General features: G+C 47.4%; 19 protein-coding genes. 16 read left to right on the forward strand and 3 right to left on the reverse strand.

Annotated features, from left to right (window positions below):
• Positions 1 to 151: 151 nt before the first annotated feature.
• The 3 genes from J2Z65_RS28185 to J2Z65_RS28195 form a co-directional block, all read right to left on the reverse strand.
• Positions 152 to 931, reverse strand: coding sequence for a 3'-5' exonuclease (locus J2Z65_RS28185; protein WP_167068489.1), 780 nt, complete (start codon positions 929 to 931; stop codon positions 152 to 154).
• Between the two features lie 48 nt (positions 932 to 979).
• On the reverse strand, positions 980 to 2,131 hold the full coding sequence (locus tag J2Z65_RS28190; RefSeq protein ID WP_193581167.1) for an MFS transporter: 1,152 nt from the start codon (positions 2,129 to 2,131) through the stop codon (positions 980 to 982).
• Between the two features lie 93 nt (positions 2,132 to 2,224).
• Positions 2,225 to 3,043, reverse strand: a complete 819-nt coding sequence (locus J2Z65_RS28195; protein ID WP_167068486.1) for an AraC family transcriptional regulator — start codon at positions 3,041 to 3,043, stop codon at positions 2,225 to 2,227.
• 130 nt (positions 3,044 to 3,173) lie between these two features.
• Between J2Z65_RS28195 and J2Z65_RS28200 the strand changes: the two genes are divergently transcribed.
• The 16 genes from J2Z65_RS28200 (at position 3,174) to J2Z65_RS28275 (ending at position 24,643) form a co-directional block, all read left to right on the forward strand.
• Positions 3,174 to 4,001 (forward strand): phytanoyl-CoA dioxygenase family protein, encoded by an 828-nt coding sequence (locus tag J2Z65_RS28200; protein WP_167068483.1) that lies wholly within the window; start codon positions 3,174 to 3,176, stop codon positions 3,999 to 4,001.
• Between the two features lie 131 nt (positions 4,002 to 4,132).
• Complete coding sequence (locus tag J2Z65_RS28205; RefSeq protein WP_167068480.1) at positions 4,133 to 6,442, forward strand: AraC family transcriptional regulator; 2,310 nt, start codon at positions 4,133 to 4,135, stop codon at positions 6,440 to 6,442.
• Positions 6,443 to 6,650: 208 nt separating this feature from the next.
• The gene (locus J2Z65_RS28210; protein ID WP_167068477.1) at positions 6,651 to 7,637 is read left to right on the forward strand and encodes an ABC transporter permease; all 987 of its coding nucleotides are present in this window, start codon (positions 6,651 to 6,653) and stop codon (positions 7,635 to 7,637) included.
• Between the two features lies 1 nt (position 7,638).
• The gene (locus tag J2Z65_RS28215) at positions 7,639 to 8,517 is read left to right on the forward strand and encodes a carbohydrate ABC transporter permease (protein WP_167068474.1); all 879 of its coding nucleotides are present in this window, start codon (positions 7,639 to 7,641) and stop codon (positions 8,515 to 8,517) included.
• Positions 8,518 to 8,637: 120 nt separating this feature from the next.
• Positions 8,638 to 10,173, forward strand: a complete 1,536-nt coding sequence (locus J2Z65_RS28220; protein ID WP_240160079.1) for a type 2 periplasmic-binding domain-containing protein — start codon at positions 8,638 to 8,640, stop codon at positions 10,171 to 10,173.
• A gap of 200 nt (positions 10,174 to 10,373) precedes the next feature.
• On the forward strand, positions 10,374 to 11,627 hold the full coding sequence (locus J2Z65_RS28225) for an alpha-L-fucosidase (protein WP_167068471.1): 1,254 nt from the start codon (positions 10,374 to 10,376) through the stop codon (positions 11,625 to 11,627).
• A gap of 83 nt (positions 11,628 to 11,710) precedes the next feature.
• Complete coding sequence (locus tag J2Z65_RS28230) at positions 11,711 to 15,622, forward strand: polysaccharide lyase family 8 super-sandwich domain-containing protein (RefSeq protein ID WP_167068468.1); 3,912 nt, start codon at positions 11,711 to 11,713, stop codon at positions 15,620 to 15,622.
• A gap of 135 nt (positions 15,623 to 15,757) precedes the next feature.
• The gene (locus J2Z65_RS28235; RefSeq protein ID WP_167068465.1) at positions 15,758 to 16,660 is read left to right on the forward strand and encodes an SMP-30/gluconolactonase/LRE family protein; all 903 of its coding nucleotides are present in this window, start codon (positions 15,758 to 15,760) and stop codon (positions 16,658 to 16,660) included.
• 4 nt (positions 16,661 to 16,664) lie between these two features.
• Positions 16,665 to 17,477, forward strand: coding sequence for an MBL fold metallo-hydrolase (locus tag J2Z65_RS28240; RefSeq protein ID WP_167068462.1), 813 nt, complete (start codon positions 16,665 to 16,667; stop codon positions 17,475 to 17,477).
• A 203-nt stretch (positions 17,478 to 17,680) separates the two neighbouring features.
• Positions 17,681 to 18,541 (forward strand): AraC family transcriptional regulator, encoded by an 861-nt coding sequence (locus J2Z65_RS28245; protein WP_167068459.1) that lies wholly within the window; start codon positions 17,681 to 17,683, stop codon positions 18,539 to 18,541.
• A gap of 556 nt (positions 18,542 to 19,097) precedes the next feature.
• Positions 19,098 to 20,126: an ABC transporter substrate-binding protein gene (locus J2Z65_RS28250; RefSeq protein WP_167068456.1), complete on the forward strand. Its 1,029-nt coding sequence runs from the start codon at positions 19,098 to 19,100 to the stop codon at positions 20,124 to 20,126.
• A gap of 26 nt (positions 20,127 to 20,152) precedes the next feature.
• The gene (locus J2Z65_RS28255) at positions 20,153 to 20,974 is read left to right on the forward strand and encodes a sugar phosphate isomerase/epimerase family protein (RefSeq protein WP_167068454.1); all 822 of its coding nucleotides are present in this window, start codon (positions 20,153 to 20,155) and stop codon (positions 20,972 to 20,974) included.
• Positions 20,975 to 21,025: 51 nt separating this feature from the next.
• The gene (locus J2Z65_RS28260) at positions 21,026 to 21,784 is read left to right on the forward strand and encodes a DeoR/GlpR family DNA-binding transcription regulator (protein ID WP_167068661.1); all 759 of its coding nucleotides are present in this window, start codon (positions 21,026 to 21,028) and stop codon (positions 21,782 to 21,784) included.
• 106 nt (positions 21,785 to 21,890) lie between these two features.
• Positions 21,891 to 22,814: an AraC family transcriptional regulator gene (locus J2Z65_RS28265; protein WP_167068451.1), complete on the forward strand. Its 924-nt coding sequence runs from the start codon at positions 21,891 to 21,893 to the stop codon at positions 22,812 to 22,814.
• 20 nt (positions 22,815 to 22,834) lie between these two features.
• Positions 22,835 to 23,824, forward strand: a complete 990-nt coding sequence (locus J2Z65_RS28270; RefSeq protein ID WP_167068448.1) for a Gfo/Idh/MocA family protein — start codon at positions 22,835 to 22,837, stop codon at positions 23,822 to 23,824.
• 18 nt (positions 23,825 to 23,842) lie between these two features.
• Positions 23,843 to 24,643, forward strand: a complete 801-nt coding sequence (locus tag J2Z65_RS28275) for a sugar phosphate isomerase/epimerase family protein (protein WP_167068445.1) — start codon at positions 23,843 to 23,845, stop codon at positions 24,641 to 24,643.
• Positions 24,644 to 24,657: the final 14 nt, after the last annotated feature.

The following is a 24,657-nucleotide window of genomic DNA, read 5'->3' on the forward strand; positions in this document are numbered from 1 at the left end:
ATCATGATGTGGTGGGAGAGCTAGGCTTCGCTGTGCGGTTTACGTTAACGTTGTTTTATAGAGTTAACGTAGGTGAAGCGAGCAGAGTGAGCCCATTAGCGTTGTAAAACAAGCTTAACTGTGTCTAGTTCGTTACACAACCGCAAGCATCCTACTGCGCAGGGGATTTTTTCACAACCTGCGGCCCCTTGGCCATCTCGGTTTCAAACATAGCTTGCAGCTCCGTAATTTTTCTTGGATCGGTGAGTGCCATTTTGTCTGTAAAATACTGCTCAACAACGAGCTCCCATGTAGGGACAATTTTCTGCGCTGTTATTGATCGGATGGCTGTCTTGAGCAACCTTCTTTCCTTGGCGTTGCTATAAACGTCGACATATTGCTGTATCCGCTCGAAATCAAGCTCCTGAAAGATTGCTTTGAACACGTGCGCCGTCATCCGAGCATCGTCCAATGCCCTATGGGCGGAGCCTTCCGCCTCGATTTGCAGATCGAGCAGTGCTGCCTCGACGCTGACATCATTCGTTACATTTTTGTAGCGAATAAACCCCTTTAATAAATCAAAGTAGCTGGCGTTCATCCAGAACGAGTCGTCTAATTTATGCATCCGCGTATCGAAAACAATGCGCTTCAAATCCTCGCCGCCCCAAGTAACGAGCAGAAAAGCTTCACTCCGGTTCAGCCAGCTGATGAAATCCGCAATGACTTTGCGAAAGCCAGCGGCGCCATCGATGTCTTCTTGGGGAATGCCGGTTTTCTTTTTAATAAATCCGTTCAATTTGGAGAAATAAACCGGCTTGATCAATGATGAAAACTCATCGACCGGCTGCAAGGAGTCATTGAGACGCACGGCTCCGATCTCGATGACTTCCATAGGTAATTCACTCGCAAATTTTCGGCCGTTAAATTCAATATCCAAAACAATGTAGTCCATGATGCGGGCCCCCGTTCTTTCTATTCCTATCATTTTAACAGAAAATGCTTAGGCTGCCATCTTTGCTTTCCCATAGATTGCACTTAATACTAGGCTGAACAACAGCCCGATAAAGGACATAATGGAAATCCATAAGTATAGCGTTTTCCCGCCAAAGCTTTCATAGAACCATCCGCCTAAATAAGAGGCGACAATGCCGGACACGCCGAAGAATAGCAGGGCAAGCACGGTTTGCCCAGTCGCTCTCCACTCCTCAGGTACAATTCGGTATAAATATTGGATCGCCGCGGAATAAAAGATTGGAAAGGTGAAAGTTTGGAGCAGCTGCAAGTATACAAGTGCATGAGGCTCTGTAATCCACGAGGACAATAAGAAACGGATGAAATAAAAGAATGCAGAGAAAGCAATGATGGCAAGTTCTTTCCCTTTGCGCAGCCACCAGAAACTTAAGGCGAAAACAAGAATTTCACTTCCTGCAGCCAAGAACCATGCTTGTCCAACGAGTTCGGGACTACCGCCCAATTTTCGGAGATAGACGCCTAAAAATGTGTCATTAATTCGTTGGGGAACGGCAACAATAAAGATTAACACCATAAACCAAATGGTTTCTTTATTTCCTAGGAAATTTCGCAGGCTCTTTAATGTGATTGGTTTACCTGTGACAGGAGCATCCGGAAGTGCCAAACAGATTATCAGGCTAATAACGCCAATTCCAGCGAATAGGAAGCCCAAGCTGTTCAGGCCTAAATACTGAATCGCATATCCTACTGCCAAGGACATGACGGCATAGCCAATTGCGCCAAATGTCCGAATAGAACCGTAACTGACTCGATTAGCTTCCGCTGTTTGAAAGTTCAAACTTTCCGTCAAAGGATCCAGCGGCATTAAGAAAAAGTACAAAAACATCGTAAACAGAAGCAGCACTATGAAGCTATTGGAGGTATATAGCATATAACCTACAAGGCTCGAACAGGCCAATAGGAGCAGCATGACTTTCTTAATGGTTTTGGTTTTGTCGCTAATCATGCCCCACAAGGGCTGTGAGAAGATGGTAATAATGCCTCCCGTACCGATGATCAGACCAATTTTGGTTGCAGGTAGTCCTTGGGCATCCAAATAGACAGGCAGAAATGAAACGAACATGGCAAGCAGTGCAAAATACAAAAAATTAAACGAACGTAAGAGATTTGAAGAGCTCATGATGACCTTAACCTTCCTAGTTGAATTAGCAGATGTTTGCTGTAAAACTACATTTTATCACGATGCACGAAAGATGCCAAAAAGAAAAATGTCTCAGGAGCGAATTCGAATCATGGATGGCGTTATTCCTGTTACCTTCTTATATTGTCTACTAAAAAAATAAATACTCCTGTAGCCCAGCGCTTCCGCAACCTCGCTAACATTCATGCCGAGTTTAAGGAGATAGGTTGCTCGCTCTATTCTTTTTTCAATCATATAGGATTCGATCGTTTGACCCATGACTTCTTTGAATTTTAACGAGAAATACCGGGGTGAAAGATGAGCGAGCTGAGCTAATTCATCGATACTATACTGATGACTGGGATCCTGCATGATATGAGACGCGACGTCCATCATAACACGATTCAAAGAGCGGCGGGCAGGATCGACTTGGGATTGATTGGCCGGCGACTGTCGTTCAAAAAGCAGCAGCAACAGCCTAAGCAGGATCACGGCTTCCTCCTCATGCCCAAAAGCCCCGGACATTCTAACATGAATGAACCTGTCCAAATAAGACTCATGGGCTTCGGCCGGGTCGAAGTTGACTAGAGAGGGCAGCTGGGATATGGCGTCCCCGTTAAGGTAAGCATGATCGTCCCTCTTTGCTGCAAAATGAATGAAAGTCACGGTTAAGGGACGTTCCGGGTTATGCTTGGCGCTGGTAAAATCGCCGGGACGAAAGAGAAAACAGTCCCCTTGGCGCACTTGATGCAGGGTGCCATTCAACGTCACTTCGCCTTCGCCATCCCATACATACCACAAATCATAATCATGGAAGGGAACCTCCTTGCGGCTCCATTTCCAATTAGGTTCGCAAATGACTTTGCCGAAATATTCGTTAAGGATGAGTTCTTGCGATGTGAAAACAGACATGAAGTAACCTCCAAATATATGTAAAATAGTGCAAATAGTTATGCGCTTTGATGCATTTATTTTAATGGTTTCCGTTTCTATAATAAAGCTATAAACAAGCAAATTATTTAAACGGAAGGGGTTATCCCGTATGTTGAAAGTGAATTCGCCTGAAGAAATCTCCGCTCAGCTGTATCGATACGACCATATCGCAGATAAGCTCCAAGGGTTTGCCAATTGGAACAGGCAGCAACTAGAGAAATATCGTAGAGACGGTTACATGGCTGTTGAGCATGTTTTGAATGAAAACGAGATCCAAACGGCTAAAGATGCGCTGCATGAACTCATTTTTGTCGATGTCAAAGGGGCGCAAATTCAATTTTCAAGACCGAGCAGTGAACTGAGGACTCATGAAGAACGCGAATTAGCGGTGCGCAAAGTGCACGAGTTTGTTGACTGCGAGGAGCGGTTGCGGCAAATTGCCTATCATCCGGAGATCATGGCTGCCGTTCATGACATACTTGGCGATGAGCCGCTGCTAGTCCAGGACATGGCGCTGCTTAAGCCTCCTCACGGCGGAGGGGAAAAGCCTTGGCATCAGGACATGGCCTACGGGAACCTTGCCTACGATAAACAAGTCGTCGGCGTGTGGATTGCGTTGGACGAAGCTGCGCTCGATAATGGCTGCATGCACGTCATACCCGGCTCGCAAGCGGACGGTGCAACGCCGCATTACGCCGTTCGCGATTGGCAGCTGTGCGATGCGCATGTTGATATTGAGAAGGATGTCGCGGTGCCGTTGCTGCCGGGCGGAGTCCTCCTCTTCCATGGGTTGCTGAAACATGGAACCCCTTACAATCTGTCCCCTAAGAAACGCCGCGCTCTGCAGTTTCATTATGTTGGCAAGTCGGCTGCCAAACTAACGCCGAAGGAGTATAAACGTTTCTTCACGAACGAAATGACCGGAGCCGAGTGCTAAAGGAAGATATGATTTTACAAAGAAGATGACCATCGAAATCAAAGATGGTTATCTTCTTTTTCGTGCAAAGGATTGATTTCATGCCAATATCCGTTTAAAATGCTCATTAGTCTGTTGGTGAGGTGTTCGCAATGAGCAATCTGCTTGAACGTTATTGGAAACGCTTTTTTCAGCGCAAAACGTTTTTTCGCAATATGGTGACCTTAGCTTTGTTCGCGACAATCGTGCCGGTGCTCGCCGTTGGCTTCGGAAGTTATTTATTTTCTTCATCAGCCATGCAAAAAGAAGTCAACCAATCGAATGTCCGCATATTGAATAACGTATCATCAACTATTGATTCGACACTGGATCGGATACAAAACAATGCCATTCAAATGATGCTAGGCAGTTTTTTCAGCTCGAATTTGACAGAATTAAAGAGCACGAATTATTCCGGCTTTTATTCCAGCATTTCAAGAGAATTGTCCGCTCTGCAAAGCGGAAACAAAGAAGTCAGCGACGTCGCGATGTACGTGCCGGATGAAGGCTATTTGATTTCTTCTATTTACGGCGGCAGAAGAATAGAGAGTGACCAACAACAAGAGGCCCTGCGGAAAGAGCTTGAATCCGAGGATCAGATCAAATGGGTGACAGGTCCCTACCCGAATTTGCCTGGTTACAACGTAAGTGGCGTGACATTGATCAGTAAAGTGCCGCTGCTCGCCAAAAAGCCTGCTGGTCTGTTATTTATACATATAGATGAAGCACTGTTTAAAGATATAATGGACCGCTTTGTAAGTTACAATGGTGAGCAAATGTATATCCTAAATGCACAAGGTGATCTCGTTACTTCAACGGGCGGAGAACTTGTTCCGCGTGGTTTGTTGGATATCGTCGCACAAAAACGGGAGCAGCCGCGGTTTACTTTTGAAGTAAATGGCACCAGCTATATGGTTACTCCGATTACTTCCGACTATAACAAGTGGCAGTATATCAATCTCGTGCCTGTTAAGGAGTTGAGCGCCAAATCGAACGGTATCGCCCTTATTACGCTGGTCATTGTCGCCATCTGTCTTGTACTTGGTTCTCTGTTCGCTTTCTGGGGGACTCGGCGTGTTTATCGCCCCATCCAGAATCTCGTTACCCAAGTCAAAGGCGGACAGGTGGTTGACGCGGATGCGGACGAAGTTGGTTTTATGCACAGGCGATGGATGGAACTCAGCAGTGAGGCGAATGAATTACAACAGCAATTGAGTGATCAAGTGCCAATGATTCGGGAAATTTTTGCTTTGCAGCTCTTACAGGGACGCTTTCTTCATTATTCTGAGGAGCAGTTGGACGTTATGCTGCGCAGATACGACGTGCCTGCCGTACTAGAGAATTGTATCTTTGTCATTGCCTACGATTTGCAGCAGGATCGTCCTGCGCGTTTTCAGGAAAGTGACCGTGATTTAATTGTTTTCGCTGTGAAAAATATCGTGGATGATTTGCTGCGATCACATAGCAGAAAAGGAATTATCATCAATCTGCTAAATGATCAAGTTGCTGTTTGGCTGTTCTATGAGCAGGAACAAGAAGAGGCAGGATCGTCTGACGTCAAATCGTTTATCGACCGGCTTAGAGGGCTAGTGTCCGATTATCTGCATCTTCCGGTGACAATCGGCATGAGCGGACAGAGCGATCTGATCTCGGATGTGCCTGAGCTGTATGAAGAAGCGGTTCTAGCCGTCCGTTCACGCATCCTTGTAGGAGATAATCAGGTGATCACCCATACAGGCGGCAGCGATTCGGAGCTTCATTATCGTTATCCGATCGAAATCGAGACACATTTTGAAAATTCCTTGCAGATTGGCGATAAAGATGAAGCGGAGAGGATGCTGGACGAGTTCGCCAAGTCGATGCAGGAGGCTATTCATAAACCCGAGCTCATTCAAATTTCGTATTACAGGCTGCTAACAGCCGCTATTCGAACAGCCTACTTGTTCGGAGTCGATTCGGCGAAGCTGCTAGACGAGGCAGAAGCTGACCCTTATACGCAGATCCGCAAGATCAGCACGATTCGTGAATTGAACGAGTGGTTCAAAGAAGAGCTGGTGTCTCCAATCACAGCGTATGTGCTTGGCAAGCAGCATCAGGAGCATGAGCAGTTAATCCACAAAGTTGTCCGGTTCATTGAAGACAATTATCACTTCGATTTGTCGCTCGATCAGTGTGCGCAGATTTGCGGATTAAGTCCTCATTATTTAAGCAAGCTGTTCAAAAAGACAATGGATGTCTCCTTTATTGAATTTTTAACGAAGCTTCGAATTGAAAGCTCGATTGATCTACTGCGGACAACGGATTTGTCCGTCTCGGACGTTGCCGAAAAAGTCGGCTACCAAACTAAAAATTTCATCCGTGTATTTAAAAAGCATACGGGGGTTACACCGGGGCAATTCCGGGGGACCGATAGCGCAAACTAATATGCCCATATTTTGTTCCACGGCTCCGTTAAGTGACAAGAAAAGTGCATGAATCCAGGGAGAAGCCCCATAACATAGGGGGTTCTCTTTTTTTGCGTGAGGCTTTTTTGAGCACAAGAATTGTTCATTGTTCATTCAACTACGGTCAGGTACGATCTGTTCAGGAGCAAGCTATCGAGATGCCAAAGACATGAAGAGGGTGAGGAAGATGTTACAGGGTCAAGTGGAGCGGCTGCATAATACGGAGCCAAACGAAATCAAACAAGAAAAAGGTGCCCCGATCACATGGGTCCAAGAATGGAAGACCGCGATTAAACGTGATAAATATCTTTATCTTATGGCGGCGCCAGGATTATTGTTTTTCCTAGTATTCAAATATTTTCCGCTATGGGGACTGCTGCTTGCTTTTCAAAATTATTCCCCATACTTAGGGTTTTGGGACAGTGAGTGGGTCGGGTTTAAATATTTTCACGAATTTTTTACGAATCCTGATTTTATGCTGCTGTTTCGCAATACGATGGCAATCTCCTTGCTGAATATCGTATTTTTCTTCCCGATTCCCATCATAGTGGCGCTGCTGCTGAATGAAGTGAGAAGTCTTCTATTCAAAAAAATTGTGCAAACGGTCGTTTATTTACCGCATTTCCTTTCATGGGTCATTATCGTGGGGATTTGTTTTCTGATCTTTGGGCAAGCCAGTGGCGTGATAAACCAACTTATCGTCCAATTTGGCGGTCAGAAGATTGAATTCCTGACGGATGCAAACTTTTTCTGGGGGATGCTGACGGCACAAAGCATTTGGAAGGAAGCTGGTTGGGGCACTATTATTTTTCTAGCAGCTCTGGCAGGCATCAATTCTGAACAATACGAAGCCGCGCAAATTGACGGTGCAAACCGTTGGCAGCAAATGCGGAATGTAACCTTGCCTGGTATTCGAGGGACCATTATTGTGCTGCTCATCCTCCGTCTCGGACAAGTGATGGACGTTGGCTTTGAGCAAATTTACTTAATGAGCAGCGGACCTGTTGCGCATTTGGCTGATGTGTTCGACACCTACGCCTATCGGGTTGGTATCCAGCAGGGGAGATTCGGTTACGCGACGGTGGCAGGTCTGTTCAAATCCGTTGTAGGACTTATCCTCGTTGTGACAGCTAATCGCGTGGCCAAAAAATTTGGCGAGGAGGGACTTTACTGACATGAATAACAGCTTGGGATCAAAAGTGTTCAACGCTTTGAACTATACAGTCTTAACAGTATTCGGGCTTGCCACGCTGCTGCCTTTCATTTATGTGGTCATCATTTCCTTTACGGATCCTTCCGAATATCTAGCCAAGTCGCTCGTCTTAATTCCTGACAATTGGAGTCTGTCGGCATACGAATTTATTTTCTCGACGAACGCGTTCGTGAATGCGATGGGAGTCAGCGGTTTCTTGGCGGTCGTAGGTACACTTTTAAGCCTGATTGTTACTAGCGCGCTTGCTTATGTGTTATCTAGAAAAAGGTTGAAAGGGAAGAAGTTTTTCCTTGTTGCGATATTGATGACCATGCTCTTTAATCCGGGCATGATTCCGAACTATTTGCTCGTGGACAGTCTTGGCCTGATGGATTCGGTGTGGGCGCTTATATTGCCTGCATTAACAAGCGCTTGGTATGTTTTCTTAATGAAAAACTTTTATCAAGATATCCCGGACGAGCTGGAAGAAGCAGCCAAAATAGACGGCTGCTCCGATATCGGCGTTTTTATCCGCATCATGCTCCCTATATCCGTGTCGGCACTTGCCGCATTTGGCTTATTTTACGCTGTAGCTTATTGGAACACGTATTTTAGCGGCGTTCTTTACATCAATCGAGATGCGCTGAGACCTTTGCAAGTACTGCTTCAAATGATGTTAATCTCAGCTTCGCAAATGGGAGATCCGTCTGTGGCCGCTATGCTGGAGAGTGAGCGAACCGTGCCTCCGGAAGTGATCAAAATGGCTGCCGTCGTCGTTTCATCGCTGCCCATCGTGATCGTCTATCCCTTCCTGCAAAAATATTTTGTCAAAGGCATGATGGTTGGCTCCGTGAAAGGGTAAGCCGAGGGCTTTCCATCCTTGAAAGGGGGGATGCGATTTTCAATACGAATGGCCGAACAAGAAGTTTTCCTTCTAAAACAGGAATGATAAGATTGGGAATAATATACGGGAGGTCTTTATATGAAAACGATGGTAAAAAAATTCACAGTTCTGATGACAGCCGCAGCGCTTACAGCAACTTTAGCAGCCTGCGGAAATGCTTCTACCGAAGGTCAAAAGGCAGCTAACTCGGCCAGCAGCAAGTCAACTGCTCCTACAGATATTTCAGTTACGACGCTAGCCTTCGCAGCCGCACCTACGGGGGAATTGGAAGCTGTCAAGAAGCTAAACGAGAAATTCAATATGAATTTGAAACTGAGCTGGATACCTTCGGCTCAAATCACTGAAAAGTTAAATGCCCTGCTTGCTTCCAGAGATCTACCGGACGTTCTCTTCGTGGAAGACTTCAATTATACGCCGGCTTTTCTAAATGCCATTGATCAAGGTGCTTTTTGGGATTTGACGTCCTATATTAAAAACTATCCGAATTTGGCTAAATTTCCTGAAAACGTGTTCAAAAACGCATCCGTGAAAGGGAAGCTTTACTCCATTCCGCGTGTCAGACCGCTTGATGGCCATGAGTCCATGCTAATTCGCAAGGACTGGCTCGATACGCTGGGCATGCAGCCGCCTAAAACGACGGATGAGCTTTATAATGTCCTAGAGGCATTTGCTAAAAAAGATCCTGACGGTAACGGCAAAGCCGACACTTATGGCGCTGTAATGGCTGGATCTCCGGGACCGGCAAGCTATTTGTTGTCCATGTTCGGTACAGGAACAAAGTGGAAGGATGAGAACGGCAGTCTGATTCCATACTGGTGGACACCGCAGGCCAAAGAGGCGCTTGCCTATTGGAACAAAGCTTTCAAAGCCGGCGGCATTATGCCTGACTTCCCTGTGCTGAAGACAGCTCAATTCAAGGATATGCTCGTTGCCGGGAAAGCCGGCCTTGCGATCGCGAACGTCGTAGATGCCTACAAGTACAACCTTGAGCTGCAAAAAGCGAATCCGAAAGCGAATCTGATTGCGATGGAGCTTCCGAAAGCGCCGGATGGTAAGGCATATTATGAACAAGCCAGCGGTTTCTACGGCCAATTCTTGATCAATAAAAAATCAGTTGATGAAGCTAAACTAAAGAAAATACTTGAAGTATTTGATTATACATCGACAGTTGATGGTTATAATCTGGCTGTTTACGGGACTCAAGACGTTGATTATAAAGTAAAACCAGACGGTTTTGTTGAGCAAACAGAGGAAGGCAAGAAAAAAGGATATTCGGGTGATACGACGGGGCAATGGGTAACAGGTTACTTTGATAAATATTCCAGAGCCAAGACAACGGGGATTCCGAGCGACGTGTTTGAGGCAAACAAAAAAGTAGTGGATTCGATCAGTTCCTTGCCAGATCCAACTTACGGATTAACCAAAACGGCACCGTTCCAAGAGAAAGGCGCAGATTGGGATAAGAAGCTTAACGACATGCTCGTTAACGTGATCATCGGCAAAAATTCCCTAGAGGATTGGGACAAATTTGTCAAAACGTTTAAAGACGATCCGAGCTTCCAGCAGCATGTGAAAGAAACGAATGATGCCTACAAAGAAAAAATGAAGAAATAATCGTCGCTTCATGCAGAGCCCGATTGTCCCTGCAAAGGGATATCGGGTTCTGATTCAAATAGGCTTTTTTTGCCTAGTCGGCTTTTTTTATTATAAGGAATCGTCGTTTTTTTTCAGCATGCTGCAAGAATTGAAGATTGCCCATATGAACAAGTCTCTTTTATGATAAAAAAGCGAGTTGAAAAGAAAGGACGGATGACATGCAAACGTCACACAAGGTAATTCCCACTTCCAAACAGCTTGCTTTTCAAGACTGGGAATTTGGATTGTTTTTGCATTTCGGACTGCGTACCTTTTATGAAGGGTATATCGATTTCGATGAAAGACCGATGTCCCTTTCTGCTTTCCAGCCTTCAGGCTTGGATTGCGAACAATGGATACGGACGGCCAAGGAAGCGGGGATGAATTACGCGGTATTGACTGCCAAACACCACGACGGTTTCTCGAACTGGCCGACGCAATTCTCGGACTTTTCGGTAGCGGGAACGCCCTGGAAAGAAGGGAAAGGCGACGTCGTTCAGGAATTTGTAAGCGCATGCCGTAAGTATGATGTGAAGCCTGGGCTGTACTATTCGCCTTTTGACGGCTCGGCTGACTTCTATGCACAAGATGCAAAGGCGTATGATGATTATTTTGTCAACCAGATTACCGAGCTTTTAACGAACTATGGTGACATCGATATTCTTTGGTTTGACGGCTGCGGCTCCGAAGGTCATGAATATGATTGGAAACGCATCATCGGCGAGATCCGCCGTATGCAGCCGAACATTCTCATTTTTAACATGGGAGACCCTGACTTTCGTTGGGTTGGCAATGAAGATGGCATTGCACCGATCCCGTGCTGGAATGTCGTAGATTCTACGGAATTTTCGATCTTAACGGAGAAAAAGGATCAATTGGACGGCCAGCTTTGGCTGCCGGCAGAGTGCGATGTCCAGCTGCGGGCCAATTGGTTTTACAGTGATTCCGACGAGCATCAGATAAAAAGCATCGAAGAACTGATGGGGCTCTATTATCATTCCGTTGGACGGGGAGCCAACCTGCTGCTCAATATCGGCCCCGATCGACAAGGTTTATTTCCCGTGAAGGATACGCAGCGTCTTTTGGAATTCGGTTCGGAAATTCGCCGTGTTTTTGGCAGCCCGATTGGCACCATGGAGCAATGCAGAAGAAAGAACAACACTTGGATCTATGAGCCAACTGAGCCGCATTTACTCGATCATATTGTGATTCAGGAAGATCTGACGAAGGGTGAGCATGTAAGAAGCTTTGCCGTCACGATCATCACCAAGAAGAGCGGAAGGGCTGTGACTGTTTATGAAGGACGAAACATCGGTCATAAAGTGATCATCCGAATTCCAGCTGTCTATGTAAGCGGTGTGATTCTTGAAATCACCCAAAGCGATGGGGAGGTTGAGCTTCGAGATTTGAGTTTTCATCATAGCGGACAATGAACGGGAGGGAGTCTTCTCCCTCGTGTAACGATTCGCTAGCCATTGTTTTCTTTATATGAAAATATGTCGATGAGGTGATTGTTATGGGAAAAATGAGTAAGCTATTATCGGTCAGTATGATTTCAAGTCTGCTGCTTTCCTTCCTCCCTTTTTATGAAAGCGCTTATCCTAAGGCGGAAGCTGCGGCTGTCAATCTGATGAACAATGGCAGCTTCGAGCAAACAACAACGACGCCGGATGCAAGCTGGAACGGTATCACCAGTCCGGCTCCGGCCGGTTGGGGGTTATGGATTCCAACAGGAAGCGGGAAAGCGCCGAATCAAACGGCAAATGTATCTTTGGACTCTACGACCTATCATGAAGGGAGCAAATCTATTTTGTTTGACGCTTTTGCAACAAGCCGAATTTCAGTGAATCAGAGCGTGCTGACAGTGGCAGCCGGCAAGTCCTATCGACTTAAAGTGTGGGTAAAAACGGAGAATGTGACGGGGACAGGGGCTTATTTCCGGACGCAATTTTATAACACGAGCAAAGTAGGAGATGGACCTGCATCCGCCAAATTACTCGGCACGAAGGACTGGACGCTGCAGCAAGTCTTTATGACGATTCCTGCAAATGTAACGAAACTGGTGATCGAACCGTTCCTTGAAACCGGTAAGGGGAAAGTTTGGTTTGATGATATTAGTTTGGAGGAATATAACGGAGTTACAGGGATTTCGCTGGATCAAACGGCATTTTCCATGGCGCAGGGGGCAACGTCAGCGCTAGCTCCGACTTTTGTTCCAGCGAATGCAGCGGACAAGACGGTCATTTGGAGCTCAACGAACCCTAGCGTAGCAACGGTGGACAACAACGGTCATATAACGGGAGCAGGGCTGGGTTCCGCTACGATTACGGTGTCAACGCCGGATGGAACGATCTCAGCACAATGTGTCGTTAACGTTGAATCTGCAGAGCTGTTTCAATCGTACGCTCAGCTTCGGGCCAAATGGTTCAGCAAGCTGACAGGCGGCACGAATTACGATCCCGCAGATCCCGACATTTCCGCCAACTTGACGAAAATCGTGGATAGCGTCACGAACACGAATGCTACCGGCTTGTGGGATACGCTCAATAAATCAGCAAATCGAACGCTTGCCTGGAATGACCTTGCCAGCACGACGGATTCGGCGCAAGTCTCGACGGCTTACAGCAGACTGAGGACGATGGCGCTCGCCTATTCACTCAAGGGCTCAAGCTTATATCATAATGAGGCTCTGAAGAGCGATATCCTAAGCACGCTCGATTGGCTGAACACTAACCGTTACAACGAATCCAAAACCGAGTACGGCAACTGGTGGGATTGGGAAATCGGCGCACCGCAAATTATGAATGATATTCTCGTGCTGATGTACGAGTATTTGACGCCAACACAGATCACGAAGCATATGAAAGCTCTCGACCGATTTGTCCCGGATCCGAAAAAACGAACCCTCAATAACGTGGTCGAAACTGGCGCTAATTTGCTGGACAAAGCCCTGGTTGTAACGATGCGGGGTGTGATCGGCAATAACAGCGCAAAAATTACACAAGGACGCGATGCCATCGGCCCGGAATTCATCTATACCAATAGCGGAGACGGTGTTTACAAGGACGGTTCGCTTGTACAGCATACGAACATCGCATACACAGCGGGGTATGGTGCGGTGTGGTTAAACCGGGCAGCAGATATGACTTACGAGCTTAACGGCTCTCCATGGCCGGTTACAGATCCTAACGTTAACAATGTGTACAAATGGGTTTCCGATACGTTTGAACCTGTCATTTATAAAGGACTTTATATGGATATGGTCAACGGAAGAGGCATTTCCAGACAAGCATCAGGCAGTGCCAGAAGCACGATTACAACCTTGCTTCGGTTAGCAGAAGGAGCGCCTGCGGATATCGCGTTATCGATTAAACGAATGGCGAAAGAATGGATTTTGACGGATACGACCTATGCCAATTATGTGGATGGACTGCCGATCTATGAACTGACGCTGATTAAAGAGCTGATGAACAATTCGTCCATACAGCCAAGAGGAGAATTGAAGCTTAATCAAGTATTTGCGGGAATGGACCGGGTCGTCCATCTGCGTGACGGATATGGCTTTGGACTTAGCCTTTTTTCGAACCGGATTTCTGCTTTTGAAAAAGGAAATAACGAAAATTTAAAAGGCTGGTATACGGGAATCGGAATGACCTTCCTGTACGATCAGGATCTTAACCAGTACCGCAATGATTTCTGGCCGACAGTGGATTCTTTCCGTTTGCCGGGTACAACGACCGATCAGTCCGGGAAAGGCGTCACGCCAGGCGAGTGGACATCGTACATGAACTCGAAAAATTGGGTCGGCGGCTCATCCATCGATGGCCTTTACGGTGCGGCAGGCATGGACTTTTCCATGGACAAAGTGACAGGAAGCAATTTGCAAGGCAAGAAATCGTGGTTCATGTTCGATGATGAAATCGTTGCACTAGGAGCAGGGATTTCCAAAAGTACGGCGGGGACTGCACCTGTTGAAACGATCATCGACAATCGTAAGCTCAATGATGCCGGAGACAATGCTCTAACGATCAACGGCTCCGTCCAATCGAGCCAGCTTGGCTGGTCGGGAACGGTAAATAACGTAAACTGGGCTCATTTAGCCGGCAATGTGCCGGGTTCCGATATCGGTTATTACTTCCCAGAGTCTTCTAGCATCTATGGTTTGCGAGAAGCAAGAACCGGCAGTTGGAAAGAGATCAACAGCGGTCAATCGGACACGCCAATTACGCGAAATTATGTTAGCTTGGCTTTCGAACACGGGCAAACCCCTTCGAATGCCTCCTATGCTTATGTCATGCTGCCTCATAAAGATGCCACTGCAACGGAGGCTTACAGCCACTCGCCGAATGTCGAGATCGTCAGCAATACGGCGGATGTGCATGCGGTGAAAGAGAAGCAGCTTGGGATCACGGCAGCTAATTTCTGGAACCCGGGCTCAGCAGCAGGCATCACTGCCTACAATCCGGCATCTGTCATGGTTAAGGAATCAGAGACAGAGCTTGAAATTGCAGTTTCCGATCCAACGCAAGCGCAAAACGCGATTTCCTTGGAGTTGAACAAGACGGGATTAACGCTTGTTAGCGGGGATGACACGATCTCGGTACAGCAATCTTCGCCGACGCTAAAGCTCAACATTCAGGTTGCCGGTTCTTTCGGCAGGACGCATGTCATCACTTTCAAAAAGGATGGTGCAGCCCCTGTCACGACAGATGATGCGAAATCCGGGTGGCAGCGTTCAGCGCAAACGATAACATTGACGGCAAGCGACGCTGGCAGCGGCGTGCAAAAAACACTATACAGCTTGGATAGTGGCGCATTTATAGAAGGTAATATGGTGACGGTTTCTGAGGATGGCGTTCATCAGCTTCGTTACTATAGCGTTGACCAAGCCGGCAATCAAGAGCAGGTGAAAACAGCCGAAGTCAAAATTGATACCAAGGGACCTGTCATAACACCTTCTGTCACGATGGACGTGTATTGGACAGACGGCGGCAGCCTGAACTTCAACATCAGCGATGAGGGAAGCGGCGTAGTTTCCAAGTCATTGAAATTGGACGGTGTTAGTGTCGGCGATCCCTATACGTTCAAACCATTCTCGCTGCATATTGGCGACCATCAAGTGACGGTGGAGTCAGCAGATGCTGCCGGGAATACAACGACCGAGAATTACGTGCTGAAGGTGAACATGGATGCCAAGCATTTGGATGAGGCCGTTCGATATGCTTATCAACAAGGTTGGATTACGAATAACGGCATTTATAACAGCCTGTTGATGATGATCGATGCTTTGCAAAAGCATTTGGATGATAAAGGTGTCAAACAAGCGCTGGATGCTCTTGAACAACATGTTCGGGCTCAATCCGGCAAAAAAATAGATGCCGCTTTTGCAGCATTTTTGCTTGATGCTATTTCATTTTTAAAAGCTTAAATATAATGGCAGGGGCTTCCTATAAGTCATGGATATGACGGAGGGAAAGCCCTTTCTTTTTTTGCGGAAAGACGTTCCTGCTTCTTCCAATTCGCCAGAGGACGGTTTACAATAACGTAGAGGAGTTGATGCCAAATGGGTTCTAAAAACGTGCAGCTTGTCTTGGACGCCAAAGCCATTTTGGGAGAAGGACCATGCTGGAATGAGGATCAGAAAGCGCTGTATTGGGTTGATATTTTAGGTGAAAAGTTTTGCAGGTTTGATCCTGAGACTGGCCAGAATGAATCCTTTCTGATTGGGGAATATGTCGGTGCAGTCGTATGCGCTGGAAATGATGAGGTTGTCCTCGCGACGCAATCCGGCTTTCAGTCTTATCACTTACAGCAGCGTACACGAACGCCTCTCGTTGATCCTGAAGATCACTTGCCCTCCAATCGCTTTAACGATGGAAAATGTGATGGACAAGGCCGATTTTGGGCGGGAACGATGGAAATCATTGAAAAAGAGGCTACAGGCTCTCTCTATGTGCTTGAAACGGACTATAGTTATCGCAAAGTTTACGAAGGAGTCGGTGTATCTAACGGGATCGCTTGGAGCATTGACGAGAACGAGATGTACTATATTGATTCCATGAAAAAGCTGGTATTAGCTTTTGACTTTGATGCTGAAAAAGGAGAAATCAGCCGTCCTAGGACGTTGATCGATTTTGCCAGTGAACAAGGGTTTCCGGACGGCATGACGATCGATGAGGAAGGGATGCTGTGGATCGCACACTGGGACGGTTGGCAAGTGTCGCGCTGGGATCCCCGAACAGGCGTTAAACTGGATAGCATTGCGGTCCCCGCAGCGAAAGTAACGTCTTGTATTTTTGGCGGGGAAGGGTTAGACACCTTATATATAACGACGGCACGAAAAGGGCTGGAGAAAGATCAAGCGGGGGATCAGCCCTATGCCGGAGGCATTTTTGCCGTTAAGCCCGGTGTAAAAGGGACGAAGACACATACATTCGGAGCACAATACAACCATCAGAAGGAGTAGTCTCATGTTATTTGAATCTAATCAATTAACAATTCAGTATATTGGACAAGTTGGCGTTATTTTGCGCAAAAACGACATGGCTATCGCGATTGATCCTTATTTGACAAATTCTGTCGATCTGCTCTCCGGGTTTCCGGAAGGGTTCTGGGTGAGGCGGTATGCGCCTCCGGTGAAGCCCGAGACATTGACGGACTTGGACCTTGTCCTGTGTACGCATGATCACATGGATCATATGGATCCGGGCACGCTGCGCGCTATCGCGGAGGCATCTCCGGGCTGTCGGTTCGGTGCTCCCAAAGCCTGCTTACCCGCGCTGGAGGCTATGGGTATTGCTCGAGACCGGCTGCAGGCGCTTGGAGTTCATGAGCCGTGGCAGTTCACAGACGAGCTGCGCATTCAGCCGATTCCGGCCTGGCATGAAGCGCGTGTGCAGGATGAAGAGGGCTGGGATCATTATTTAGGCTACGTGTTAAAATGGGACAGCTTATGCCTCTATCATGCGGGCGATACGCTTTTGACGGAGGAATTGATTGAAGCATTGTCGGGTTTTAGCGTTGATGTAGGCTTTTTGCCGATTAATGGGCGGGATATTTTCCGCAACAGACTTGGCGTCGTTGGCAATATGAATGCTTTGGAAGCAGCGGATCTGGCGGCGTATCTCAAGTTCGATACCGTGGTTCCGGTTCACTTCGATATGTATGCCAATAACAGTGAAGGCATTTCGCCGTTTGTTGAACGGCTGTATCAGAAGTATCCGGGACAGAAATTTCATATATTTCAACCAGGCGAGTCCTTGTTGTACAAGAAAACGGAATAGGGAATCAGGGGCTCCAAGGTGTACGCTTTGGGGCTTTATTTTCAGACCGTTCGACATGATCGGCCTATGAAAATAAGCCTTTTGACCATTGTAATTAAGCATATCTTCATCTAACGATTTCATATGTAATGTGATATGCTGAAGAGGCTGGTACGCACACAAACAGCTGCTAACATGACCATTATGAATGGAGTGTTGTTCAGATGAAAATGTACCAATCCGTTGACTACATCCAGCAGGCTGAGAAAATTGCCATTTACAAACTTCACCAACTGGCCAATGAACCGGAGCATACGCACAATTTTATCGAGTTGGTCTATATTTGGCAGGGCGCCGGCTACCATCAAGTGAACGGGAAGTCGTTTGCCGTACAGCGCGGAGACTTTTTTTTCATGAATGTTGGGGATCGGCACGCCTTTGAAATTCAGAAGAATATGCAGTATATGAACATTTTGTTCGATCCCGAGTTTTTAAGCAATCATCTGCATACGACTGAAACCGCTTCCGAGTTTCTCCCGCTCAAGCTTTTTCAGGAATTTAAGGACTCACTTGCCAAACCTTCGCCGCACGTCACGTTCAGGGGGAAAAGCATGATTGAGGTCGAGCAGTTGCTCGAAACGATGTACATGGAGTACTGCGGTAAAAAGAGCGGCTACCTGGCCATGCTTCATGGTTACGCGACTCTTTTATTGACGCGGATGTTCAGATCGATGCAAGAAAACTTACATAACTCGGAATTGCGTACGGCCTATCACATGCTTCCTCAGTTATTGTCCTATATTGAGGAGCATTATGCAGGCAACATTACGCTGAATGACTTAGCGCGAGAAAGTTTTTACTCCCCGTACTATTTGAGCAAAATGTTCAAAGAGTGCCTGGGTTTCACCTTCACGGAATACGTTCACGATGTCAGGCTGCGAGAAGCAAAACGGATGCTGCTGGAAACGAAGGATTCTGTCGAATCCATCGGACGCAGTGTCGGGTATGAGGACAAGACGCAGTTTTTCCGGCTGTTTAAGCAATCCTTGGGCATGACGCCTCAGCAGCTTCGAAAGCAGATGTGAGTAAGAGCTAGGGTGCTAGGGCCGAGGATGTTGGAGCAACAAGAATGAAGTGTGCAAAGTGGCAAAGTGGCAAAGTTGAAGCTGCTTATTATTATAAAATGGCGTCGTGGAGGCACGACGTTTAGGTGAACAGCCTGCTCCGATTCGGGGGCGGGCTTTTTGAGTTAGCTGCGGTGGTACGGGATTCCGGCAACAGCGTTAGGGCCATGCATGAAGGACTTTGGTTTGTGAAATTGTGGGACTTTCTTTGGGTTTGCCTGACTCATCTTGTGAGTCTAGCGTTTCTCTTTAAGCGGTCTCTAAACTGCCGCGTTTTTGAGGCCGCTTTTTCTATTTTTCATAGCGGCAAACGATGTCGAAGGTCTATTGATAGCGGTTGTATTTTATGCATGGGCAGCTAGTCCGCTCTAATCTTGTCGAATCTTAACGATGAGTAGTGAGTTTAGTGAACTTCGTGAATTTTCAGAAAATAAGGTTGATTATTGGGTTCATTTACCATAACAATGAGGATGAGTCCACAAACTCAAAAACATTTTAGGAAATCGAAGGGTTGCAAATGAAGTCAAGGAGGAAGTCGATTATTTTACTCCTGGTTTCAGCACTCATGTTGACGCTTGTCCTTGGGGGGTGTCAAGACAGTCCAGCATCGACAACGCCAGCGCCAACGACTGCTGCGGTACAAGCAACGAAAGCACCGGACCCAACCAAAGCGCCTGACGGTGGTGGCGGAAAGCCTGCGCAGTTGACAGATTTTAAGGATTCTCCGTTTCTAGCGTCAAAAGGGCTGCCACACGTGAAAGATCGCTTGCCAAGCGATTATAAATTCACGAATGAAATACCGGAAAGCCAAATGAAGTATGAAATCGGTACATACGGCGGTGTTTTGAGAACGGTTACATCTGCGCCGAACTGGGATGCCGACGTTTTCGTCATGAGCAATGAACCGCTGCTGAACACACCGGGTATTCTTGGTGATCAGATCACAGGTAACGTTTTGAAAGACTACAAAGTCAGCGATGACCCAAAAACGTTCACTTTCTCCATGCGTAAAGGGATGAAATGGTCGGACGGCCAGCCGGTTACAACGGAAGATGTTCGGTTTACGGTTGAGGATATTTTGAACGATCCTGAGCTGACGCCGATTTTCCCGGTTTGGCTGCGTGGCGGCGGTGAAGCCGATGCGGCTCCGATGAAGCTGGAAGTTATCGACGATCTTAACTTCAAGCTGATCTTTGACCGTCCATACGGAGGTGTCTTGATCCGCTTCGCGATTCAAGGCTGGCGCGGTTATACAGAGCTTATCCGTCCGGCGCACTACCTCAAACAGTTCCACAAAAAATACACGCCATTGGAAAAGCTTGAGCCGCTGAAAAAGAAAGCGGAAGCTAAGCAAGTGCTGCAAGCTTCAGCGATGCTGCTGGCGATTCAGCTAGGGCTCTTGTTTATATGTAATTTCCTTTCGCATATTTTGCTGAGCGTGCCTTTTGAAACGCATATGATGCTTTTTTTAATTCTTGAAGGCGTTTTAACTCTCATGTTAGGTTGGTTTGCCATAAGTGCGGCTCGCAGGCGGGCCTTACGATAATTTCAGATGAAGGTGGGTTGGCCCATATGGATGTAGGTGTCGTTTCACGCAGCTTTCCGCAGTTATCGAACGAAGAGGTAGCAGCGCTGCTGGCTGAGCATGGGTTCAGATGGACAGAGCTTTGCTTCTCGCAAACAGACTCCAACTATTGGCGTTACAACGGACGGAGTGATCTCAGTGAGCTAACGGATAAAAGAAGCCAAGAAATCGTAGAAACATACCGCAAACAAGGCATTGAAGTTGCCTCGATTGGCGTGTTTACGAATTTATTGGAAACCGATGAACAGGAAATGGAGGAAAATTTGCGTTATTTTGAACGGCATATGCAAATTGCAGCGGGAAACGGCGTGCCGGTCGTTGCGACAGAGTGTGGATTTATCCCGGGAAAACGGGGGATTCAAGCGGATTCGTATGAGAAGGATTTCGAGCGGCTGAAACAGCAGATTAGCTGGCTTGGTGAACGCGCGGGACACTACGGCATTAAGTTGGCGCTTGAGCCATGCGTCCTGGATGTTGTGCCAAGTGCCAAACGAACGGCCGATTTCTTGGCGCAGGTAGGATCGCCGCACGTTCAAGTGCTCCTGGATCCTGCGAATTTAATTGCGAATAATTCGGAAGAGGAGATGTTCCGGTATTTAACGCCGCATCTGGCTTATTTTCATGGCAAGGATCGCAAAGTCAATGATACGTACGGCCGATGTGTCGGGGACGGGGATATTGACTGGGGGAAGCTGCTGAATTTGTATCATAAGCATACAGAAGGCGTTCCGTTCATTTTGGAATATGTCAATATCCACAATTTCTGTGAAATTCGCGATCGGGTGATTGCGTTTGACCAAGCCCGCTAGTTGTGCCTATACATCGAATCGGAAATCTGAGGCTCAGGGAGGTGTTTGATGATGCTAGTCGCGGAAAGGGTTCAGCACATTCTACGGCTGGTTAACGAGCGGGGAAGCATGCGCGTCACTGAACTCAGCCAGATATGCCGGGTTACCGAAGAAACGATCCGCCGGGATTTGGACCGCTTGGAGAGCGAAGGGCGACTGCTGCGCAGTTATGGCGGAGCGATCCGCCTGCAGCCGCAAACGTCTGAAACGTCATACGAGCTGCGAGAAACGGTGCATGTGCCGGAGAAGCAGCGTATTTCGGCCCAAGCTGTCAAATATGTGGAGCCGCACGATCGCATCGTCCTCGATGCGAGCTCAACGACATGGCATTTGGCGGCTCATCTGCCGGATATTCCTCTCACTGTCATTACCAACTCCTTGAAGGTCGCTTTGGTTCTTAGTGAGAAAAAGAATGTCAGCGTCATCAGCACAGGAGGTATCCTTGTGCCTAATTCGCTTTCTTTCGTAGGGCCGCTGACGGAAGCGGCCTTGGAGGAGTATCATGTTAATAAAGCGTTCGTTTCCTGCAAAGGTGTACATATGGAACGGGGCATCAGCGAGTCAAATGAAATGCAAGCAAGGGTGAAACGGAAAATGATTGGTATGGCGGAGCAAGTATTTGTTCTTGCGGATTACAGTAAATTTGATATGCAGGCTTTTACCATGATCGGCGCCTGGAACCAGATTCATCATCTGATTACCGACGAGCAAACGCCTGTTGATCATGTCCAGCTGCTGCAGCGCAAGTTCATCAATGTCATTCAGGTTTAGTATCGGCTGAATGGCGCAATCCCCTTGTAAGATGGCTGAAACCACAATGAAAGCTTGAACTGTATGCCTTATGATAAAGATAGAAACACAGAAAGGAAATGTACATATGGTCAATCTTCTGCGACAAAGTCAATTTATGAAGGATAAGCAAATCCCGTTTACGATTAATCGCTGCAGTCATCATGAGCAGAATATGCCAACGGTCCATTCACATGACTTTATTGAGCTGGTTTATGTCGTCAGCGGTCAGGCGGAGCATGTGTTTGAAGGAGAATCTTACCGTATACAAGCGGGGGATGTGTTTATCATTAATCCTGGCGAAGTGCATACGTACCGTACAGAGCCGGGAACAAGCATCGAGATTATTAATTGTCTATTTACGCCTGAGCTGATTCATGAGTCGTTGCTGAAGGAATTAGGCGTGTCGCAGTCCATGGATTACTATTATGTGCATCCTTTCTTAAATCCTAGAGAGCGCTTTCATCACAGGCTGAATTTGATGGGGCAGGCATCGAATCATGTGCTTACTTTGCTTGAAACGATGATTGCAGAATGGGAACAACACCGACCTGGCTATTTAACGATCATTAAGCTGCAAATGCTGCAGCTGCTCATTCTGTTGTCGCGCTGCTATGCGGATTCCATTAACAAGGAGAAAAAGAGCTCACGCTCAGCGAATCACACGATACTCGTTCGTCGGATCACCGGATTTCTGGAGCGCCATTTTGATAAAAAAATGACCATCCCCGACTTATGCGATCTGTTTAATTTGAGCAGCAGGCAGCTAAACCGGGTGTTTAAGCAGGAAACCAATCAGACCGTAACGGAGCGGATTCATGAGATCCGGATTGATCGGGCGAAGCAGTATTTGGCAGAAAGCGATGAAAAAGTGATTCATGTTGCTCAGCGTGTAGGCTATGAGGACCCGGCCTTTTTCACGCAATTGTTTCGGCGCAAGGTTGGCTGCTCGCCTGGACAGTACCGTGATTTACACGGGGAGGTACTTGATAACGCGCAAGAAGTTCATTAGGAAAACGGGAGGAATGGGCAATGACGTTAAAGGTTGGGGTAGTTGGGATAGGCAATATCGGTTCGATCCATGCAAATGTGTACCATGAACATGCGAAAACAGAGCTTGTTGCTGTATGCGACATTATCAAAGAGAAAGCAGATGCGGCTGCGGCCAAATTCGGCTGCAGAGCTTTTTATAGTGTGCAGGATATGCTGGCTAGCGGCATTCATTTGGATGCTTGTTCAATGGCAACCAAAGGGGAGGAGAATGGCGGCGAGCATTATCAGCCAACAATGGAGCTCCTGGCAGCAGGGATTCCCGTTCTGGGAGAAAAACCGATTTCCAATCGGATTGACGAAGGGGAACGGATGGTGGCGCTCGCCAAAGAGAAGCGGCTGCCATTTGCCGTCAACCTGAATCATCGGTTTACACCCGCGGCGCTTCGCGCGAAAGAATGGGTAGAGGAAGGCCGTCTCGGTCAGTTGCACATGATTAATATGAAAATGTGGATCAATAACCCGGTCGAAACATCGCCATGGTTCCATCTGCGTGCGCTTCATCCGCACTCCTTCGATGTTATTCGCTATTTCTGCGGGGATGTGAAGCGGGTAGCCGCCTTCATGATGAAAGGCGAAAACCGGAAAATTTGGTCCAATACGCAAGTTATGCTTGAGTTTGAAAATGGGGCAATCGGCAATCTGGTTGGCAGCTACGACGCAGGAGCCAGCTACGGCTTGGAGCGCTGCGAAGTAGTTGGCTCCAAAGGACGCTTCGTGCTGGACGATGCTTGTGAGCACTTAACCTTCTATCCGCGCTACAGCATTGCGACGGAGAGCTACAGCTATCTGGGCGGTATGCGCCATTTCAACGAAACGTTCAAAAGCCGCATCAGTGACTGGATTGAACAGCTGGATGCCAAGGTGCCTTACGATCAAATCAATGGCTCAGGGGAAGAAGCGTTGAAGGCGCAGACGATTATTGAAGCGGCGATTCGCTCATTTGAAACGTCAAGCATTGTTGAACTATAAACGGGGGAGTTGATAGGGATGATTCAATTAGGGATTAATTCCGTTTTGTTTAAAGAATTCGATTTCGCGACGGCAGCGCAGCATATTAAGCTTTGTGGGTATGACGGTGTAGAGCTGTCGGCAATCAAAGGGATGTGCGAGCACATTGAGCTTGACCGGTGGCGGGAGCAGGCTCCGGGCATTAGGAGCATCGCGAAGGAGCTTGGATTAAAGCTTTTGTCGATGGAGGTGGCGGAGCTGAACGAGACCCGGCTTCCGCTGGCTTTTGAAGCTGCGGCTGAACTCGGTATACCGGTTGTCAATGTGGGCCCAGGCGGAAAGTCGGACGTGGAAGAAGATTTGCAATTCACAATTGAAAAGCTGACCCGGATGTCGGAGCTAGCCAAAGAGTATGGGGTGACGCTTTGCGTGAAAGCGCATGTCGGCGGCTCGATCTATAACACGCCTACCTCATTAAGAGCGATGGAATCTATCGCAAATCCATCTTTTGGCATCGATATGGACCCCAGCCATATTTATCGGGCCGGTGAGAACCCGGAGGCTGCACTGCCGGCTGTCATCTCCCGCGTGAAGCATATACATATCCGGGACTGCAGCGGCAGGCAAGCAGGTCCGGGCACGATTGACAAGCAGGCTTGCGGGCGTGGCGACATTGATTTGATCAGCTACTGCAAAGTGCTAGTGGATAACGGCTATGAGGGTCCTGTGTGCCTCGAGGTCATCGGCGCGAAAGATCACTCACTTGCGCAGGTATCCATTGTAGCGGCTGAAAGCTATGGCTATTTGAATGCAGTCCTGAAGTCTTTTGGAGCGAGGTAAACCCATTTCAATCG

The organism is Paenibacillus aceris (genome assembly GCF_017874035.1).
Taxonomy (GTDB): domain Bacteria; phylum Bacillota; class Bacilli; order Paenibacillales; family NBRC-103111; genus Paenibacillus_E; species Paenibacillus_E aceris.

Excerpts from the sequence above, each read along its gene's own strand:
- J2Z65_RS28210 (WP_167068477.1), top strand. The coding sequence starts at position 6,651 with ATGTTACAGGGTCAAGTGGAGCGGCTGCATAATACGGAGCCAAACGAA.
- J2Z65_RS28275 (WP_167068445.1), top strand. The coding sequence starts at position 23,843 with ATGATTCAATTAGGGATTAATTCCGTTTTGTTTAAAGAATTCGATTTC.
- J2Z65_RS28230 (WP_167068468.1), top strand. The coding sequence starts at position 11,711 with ATGGGAAAAATGAGTAAGCTATTATCGGTCAGTATGATTTCAAGTCTG.
- J2Z65_RS28195 (WP_167068486.1), bottom strand. The coding sequence starts at position 3,043 with ATGTCTGTTTTCACATCGCAAGAACTCATCCTTAACGAATATTTCGGC.
- J2Z65_RS28245 (WP_167068459.1), top strand. The coding sequence starts at position 17,681 with ATGAAAATGTACCAATCCGTTGACTACATCCAGCAGGCTGAGAAAATT.
- J2Z65_RS28260 (WP_167068661.1), top strand. The coding sequence starts at position 21,026 with ATGCTAGTCGCGGAAAGGGTTCAGCACATTCTACGGCTGGTTAACGAG.
- J2Z65_RS28250 (WP_167068456.1), top strand. The coding sequence starts at position 19,098 with ATGAAGTCAAGGAGGAAGTCGATTATTTTACTCCTGGTTTCAGCACTC.
- J2Z65_RS28185 (WP_167068489.1), bottom strand. The coding sequence starts at position 931 with ATGGACTACATTGTTTTGGATATTGAATTTAACGGCCGAAAATTTGCG.
- J2Z65_RS28215 (WP_167068474.1), top strand. The coding sequence starts at position 7,639 with ATGAATAACAGCTTGGGATCAAAAGTGTTCAACGCTTTGAACTATACA.
- J2Z65_RS28205 (WP_167068480.1), top strand. The coding sequence starts at position 4,133 with ATGAGCAATCTGCTTGAACGTTATTGGAAACGCTTTTTTCAGCGCAAA.
- J2Z65_RS28190 (WP_193581167.1), bottom strand. The coding sequence starts at position 2,131 with ATGAGCTCTTCAAATCTCTTACGTTCGTTTAATTTTTTGTATTTTGCA.
- J2Z65_RS28240 (WP_167068462.1), top strand. The coding sequence starts at position 16,665 with ATGTTATTTGAATCTAATCAATTAACAATTCAGTATATTGGACAAGTT.
- J2Z65_RS28255 (WP_167068454.1), top strand. The coding sequence starts at position 20,153 with ATGGATGTAGGTGTCGTTTCACGCAGCTTTCCGCAGTTATCGAACGAA.
- J2Z65_RS28270 (WP_167068448.1), top strand. The coding sequence starts at position 22,835 with ATGACGTTAAAGGTTGGGGTAGTTGGGATAGGCAATATCGGTTCGATC.
- J2Z65_RS28225 (WP_167068471.1), top strand. The coding sequence starts at position 10,374 with ATGCAAACGTCACACAAGGTAATTCCCACTTCCAAACAGCTTGCTTTT.
- J2Z65_RS28265 (WP_167068451.1), top strand. The coding sequence starts at position 21,891 with ATGGTCAATCTTCTGCGACAAAGTCAATTTATGAAGGATAAGCAAATC.
- J2Z65_RS28200 (WP_167068483.1), top strand. The coding sequence starts at position 3,174 with ATGTTGAAAGTGAATTCGCCTGAAGAAATCTCCGCTCAGCTGTATCGA.
- J2Z65_RS28235 (WP_167068465.1), top strand. The coding sequence starts at position 15,758 with ATGGGTTCTAAAAACGTGCAGCTTGTCTTGGACGCCAAAGCCATTTTG.
- J2Z65_RS28220 (WP_240160079.1), top strand. The coding sequence starts at position 8,638 with ATGAAAACGATGGTAAAAAAATTCACAGTTCTGATGACAGCCGCAGCG.